This window comes from Halostella sp. PRR32, assembly GCF_034808085.1.
Classification (GTDB): Archaea; Halobacteriota; Halobacteria; order Halobacteriales; family Natronoarchaeaceae; genus Halostella; species Halostella pelagica.
In genome coordinates this window covers 1-277 of record NZ_JAXHGL010000093.1, presented here as the reverse complement: position 1 = coordinate 277, position 277 = coordinate 1, and the positions used below count along the sequence as shown (strand labels likewise).

The window sequence follows — 277 nt, the reverse complement described above, 5'->3', positions numbered from 1 at the left end:
CTTCAAAAGTGGAGACAAAAAAGCTGTTGCATCCAAAAACAACAACAGCAGCTGGTAAGAGCCTCAAATTAGGACAGAGGCCGAGGAATCAAGCTGAAGCAAAGGAACCGCCTTTTTCTGATGAAAAGGTGGGTGAGGAGAAAACATTACATATGATTGATAAAAAGCAAGATGAATCAAAAAGTAATACAGACCTCTTGATTCAATCTCCTTCACCTTTGTCACCAGAGTCGCTCAATTCGTCCTCCCAAACAACCACCCTCTCTTTCACTTCTCA

General features: G+C 41.9%; 1 protein-coding gene. It reads left to right on the top strand.

Translation table 11 applies throughout. The features are described 5' to 3' along the window. The coding region (locus SM753_RS20510; RefSeq protein WP_323192922.1) for a hypothetical protein at nucleotides 1–277 on the top strand (277 nt) is incomplete at both ends.